The sequence below is a fragment of the Nocardiopsis sp. JB363 genome (assembly GCF_900143625.1).
In the GTDB taxonomy this organism is placed as follows: Bacteria; Actinomycetota; Actinomycetes; order Streptosporangiales; family Streptosporangiaceae; genus Nocardiopsis.
This window is the reverse complement of sequence record NZ_FRFF01000052.1, coordinates 1-4546: the sequence shown is the minus strand read 5'-3', so window position 1 is coordinate 4546 and position 4546 is coordinate 1. Positions and strand designations below refer to the sequence as shown.

3 protein-coding genes are annotated in these 4546 nt (G+C 67.2%); 2 read left to right on the top strand and 1 reads right to left on the bottom strand.

What is annotated here, in order from left to right; translation table 11 throughout:
- Positions 1–90: 90 nt before the first annotated feature.
- Positions 91–2460: an excinuclease ABC subunit UvrA gene (locus BQ8420_RS08400; RefSeq protein ID WP_087097266.1), complete on the top strand. Its 2370-nt coding sequence runs from the start codon at positions 91–93 to the stop codon at positions 2458–2460.
- A 451-nt stretch (positions 2461–2911) separates the two neighbouring features.
- On the opposite strand, the gene BQ8420_RS08395 is transcribed toward BQ8420_RS08400, so the two are convergent.
- Complete coding sequence (locus tag BQ8420_RS08395; RefSeq protein WP_087097265.1) at positions 2912–3781, bottom strand: NmrA family NAD(P)-binding protein; 870 nt, start codon at positions 3779–3781, stop codon at positions 2912–2914.
- 140 nt (positions 3782–3921) lie between these two features.
- On the opposite strand from BQ8420_RS08395, the gene BQ8420_RS08390 reads away from it, so the two are divergent.
- On the top strand, positions 3922–4546 hold a 625-nt coding region (locus BQ8420_RS08390), incomplete at its 3' end, for a TetR/AcrR family transcriptional regulator (RefSeq protein ID WP_087097264.1).

Below are 4546 nucleotides of genomic sequence, written 5' to 3'. Positions count from 1 at the left end.
TTGTGTTTATGAGACTGTCACGTATATAGTAGCCGCTCCCTCTCCCCCGACATAACCTGACCAGCACAGGCACACACCGGGGAGCACACCATGACCACCCACCCAGCCGACGACCACCCCACCATCGACATCCACGGCGCCCGCGCCAACAACCTCCACAACATCGACCTCACCCTGCCCAAACGCCGACTCACCGTCTTCACCGGCGTCTCCGGATCCGGCAAGAGCTCCCTGGTCTTCGACACCATCGCCGCCGAATCACGCCGCCTGATCGACGAAACCTACAGCGCCTTCCTCCAAGGCTTCATGCCCACACTCCCCCGCCCCGACGTCGACCTCCTCCACGGCCTCACCACCGCCATCATCATCGACCAAGAACGCCTGGGCTCCGACCCCCGCTCCACCATCGGCACCGCCACCGACACAGGCGCCCTCCTACGCATCCTCTACAGCCGCATCGCCCAACCCCACATCGGCACACCCAACGCCTTCTCCTTCAACGTCCCCACCGTCCACGCCGGCGGCGCCATCACCGTCGAACGCGGCCAAGCCAAAGCCACCAAGGTCAGCTTCAGCCGCCAAGGCGGCATGTGCCCCCACTGCGAAGGCCGCGGCACAATCACCGACTTCGACCTCACCCACCTCTACGACGACACCAAATCCATCAACCAAGGCGCCTTCACCATCCCCGGATACAAATCCGACAACCTGTGGACCACCCGCATCTACGCCGCCTCCGGACTCGTCGACGCCGACAAACCCATCCGCGACTACACCCCCACCGAACTCCACAACCTCCTGCACCACGACCCCGTCAAGGTCAAGGTCGAAGGCGTCAACCTCACCTACGAAGGCCTCCTGCCCAAACTCCGCAAAACCTTCCTGGCCAAGGACCGCGAAGCGATGCAACCCCACATCCGCGCCTTCGTCGACGCCGCCGTCACCTTCACCGACTGCCCCCAATGCGAGGGCACCCGCCTCAACCCCACCGCCCGCTCCGCCAAGATCAACGGCGCCGGCATCGCCGACCTGTGCGCCATGCAGATCAGCGACCTCGCCCACTGGGTACGCCAACTCGACGAACCCACCATCGCGCCCCTGCTCACCACCCTGGCCCGCACCCTGGACTCCTTCGTCGAGATCGGCCTGGGCTACCTCTCCCTGGACCGGCCCGCGGGCACCCTCTCCGGCGGCGAAGCCCAACGCACCAAACTCATCCGCCACCTGGGCTCCTCCCTCACCGACGTCACCTACGTCTTCGACGAACCCACCGCCGGACTGCACCCCCACGACATCCAACAAATGAACGACCTGCTCCTGCGCCTACGCGACAAGGGCAACACCGTCCTGGTCGTCGAACACGAACCCGACACCATCGCCATCGCCGACCACGTCGTCGACCTCGGCCCCGGAGCAGGCACCAACGGCGGACACATCACCTTCCAAGGCACCGTCGAACAACTGCGCACCACCGACACCACCACCGGCCGCCACCTCGCCGACCGCACCACCCCCAAACCCACCGTGCGCACCCCCACCGGGCACCTGCCCATCCGCGGCGCCACCACCCACAACCTGCAAGACGTGTCCGTGGACATCCCCCTGGGCGTCCTGACCGTCGTCACCGGTGTCGCCGGATCCGGCAAAACCTCCCTCATCCACGGATCCCTGGCCACGCGCGAGGACGTCCTGGCCATCGACCAAGCACCCATCCGCGGCTCACGCCGCTCCAACCCCGCCACCTACACCGGGCTCCTGGACCCCATCCGCAAAGCCTTCGCCAAAGCCAACAACGTCAAACCCGCCCTGTTCAGCGCCAACTCCCAAGGCGCCTGCCCCCAATGCAAAGGCATCGGCGTCACCTACACCGACCTGGGCATCATGGCCGCCATCACCACCACCTGCGACGTCTGCGAAGGCAAACGCTTCGCCCCCGCCGTCCTCCAACACCACCTCCACGGACACGACATCAGCCAGGTCCTGTCCATGTCCGTCGACCAAGCCCACACCTTCTTCGCCCACGGCCCCGCACACACCCCCGCCGCCCACAAAATCCTCACCCGCCTGCACGACGTCGGCCTGGGCTACATCAGCCTCGGCCAACCCCTCACCACCCTCTCCGGCGGTGAACGCCAACGCCTCAAACTCGCCACCCACATGGGCGGCAAGAACACCGTCCTCATCCTGGACGAGCCCACCACCGGCCTCCACCTGGCCGACATCGAACAACTCCTGACCCTGCTCGACCAACTCGTCGACACCGGTACCACCGTCATCGTCATCGAACACCACCAGGCCGTCATGGCCCACGCCGACCACATCATCGACCTGGGCCCCGGAGCCGGCCACGACGGCGGACGCATCATCTTCCAAGGCACCCCCACCGACCTCATCGACCAGGCCACCACCCTGACCGGCCAACACCTGGCCCACTACGTCACCGGCACCACCCACACCTGACCCCGGACAAGGAAAAGTCCCCGCGGTCCATGGACCGCGGGGACTCCCGTCTACGCCGGATCTCGCACATCCCCCGATAACGAGGGTCCGGCTCAGGCCGCGCGCACAACCCCCGTAGGCGCCCGGCCCCACACCCGCCTCAGACGACCCGGGACCAATCGGCCGTTACGGCCGCCCCCTTTGATCCCCGGGGTGCGCAGGTGCTCACCCAAGCCCCTACCCGATCCCTCGCCGGTAAACATCCCCACCCCGGAAATACTCGGCAGGGACCCAGGAGACGACCACACAACCGGGACGTAGCCCTTCACCGGCGCACCGATCAGCGGCGAACACCTCCCGAGCGCGGCTCTGGACGTGCAGGGGCACGGTGCGCAGGAGGCACGGTAGCGCCCGCCGCACCAGAACACGGTTTCCCTCTTCCAGGCCCGACCATGGCACGCAGGGCTGTCTTTCAGCCCAGGATGCGGCGCACGAGTTCGACCGACACGGTCGGGACGCGCCCGGTCAGCTCCCGCACGTCCACCGAGGTGGTGTCGAAGGTGTCCTTGGCGACGGCGACGTGGAACAAGCCGGCCATCATCTGGGCGTGTTCGGCGTCCATGCCGCCCTCGTGCAGCACCCGCACCACTTCCTGGGTGGAGGCCGACCTGTGGGAGATCGGATGGCCGGTCACCTCGCTCAGCAGGGCGGCCAGGTCGTCATAGGTGAACAACTCGGTGTTGGTCAGTTCATAGGTGCGCCCCAGGTGCCCCTGCCCGGCGAGCACCCCGGCGATGGCCGTGGCCAGATCATCCAGACACACCCAGTTCAGCGGCCGGCTACCGGTGGCCGAGACCAGCTCACCGGTCCGGGCGGCCACCCCCAGCTCAGGACCCAGCTCGTCCATGTAGACGCTGTTGCGCATGAATGTGAAAGGCAGGCCCACCGCCCGAATGATGTGCTCGGTGGCCAGATCCACGTCCTCCAAGCCGAAGGGCCGCCGCTCGGGGTCGGCCAGGCTCACGTACACCAGATGAGAGATCCCCAGCGCGTACAGGGCACGCACCACCTGATGCTGCTGCTGGATCCGCACGGCGTTGTCCAGCGAAGGCGAGGGGACCAGAACCACCTTGTCCACCCCGGCCAGCGCCACCGCCAGAGCGACGGGGTCGTCATAGTCGCCCACGCGCACGTCCATGCCTCGTTCGCGCCAGGGGGCGCCCTTGTCATGGGTGCGCACCAGCGGCGCGATGTCGGCGGCGGCCACCCCGGCTTCGAGGAGTCGCTCGATGATACGCCCGCCCAGGCGTCCGGTGGCGCCGGTCACAGCGATGGTGGTCATTGCAGGTCCTTCCAGGTGGATGCCGCGAGAGTCATAAACGTAGGACCCTTCGCTTCCTAGGACGGTACCCTAAACGGAGGACCCTACGTTTGACGTCGGGGCGCACAAAGGGCACAGCGCACCCAACCCAGGGAGCAAACATGGAAACCACCAAGACCAAGGCCGCCACCAAACCCTTGCGGGCCGACGCCCAACGCAACCGCGACCGACTCCTGAAGGCCGCCATCGCGCTGCTACCCCACAAAGGCCCCCACCTGTCACTGGAAGCGGTCGCACGCCAAGCCCAGGTGAGCATCGCCACCCTGTACCGACACTTCCCCACCCGCGAGACCCTGGTCCTGGCCGTCCACCACCAGGAAATGACCGAACTCGCCCACTGGGCCGACGAACTGACAACCACCCTCCCAGCCGAACAAGCCCTCCACCGATGGCTACACCACCTAGGGCACTACGGCAGCACCCGACCGGGCCTGGGTGAAGCCTTCCGCGCCGCCGCCCTCACCGGAGAAGAACTACTGGAGCAGACCTACGAGGTCACGGTGCAAGCCCTGGACAAGCTCATCACCGGCGCCGCGGACACCGGGCACACCCGCACCGACATTCAAGGCGGGGACGTACTGTTGGCACTGTGCGGGGTATGGGACCTGCCCGACTCCCCCACCGCCAACGCCCAGACCGACCGAGTGGTCACACTCCTCCTGGACGGGCTGAGGGGGGGGGGGGGGGGGGGGGGGGGGGGGGGGGGGGGGGGGGGGGGGGGGGGGG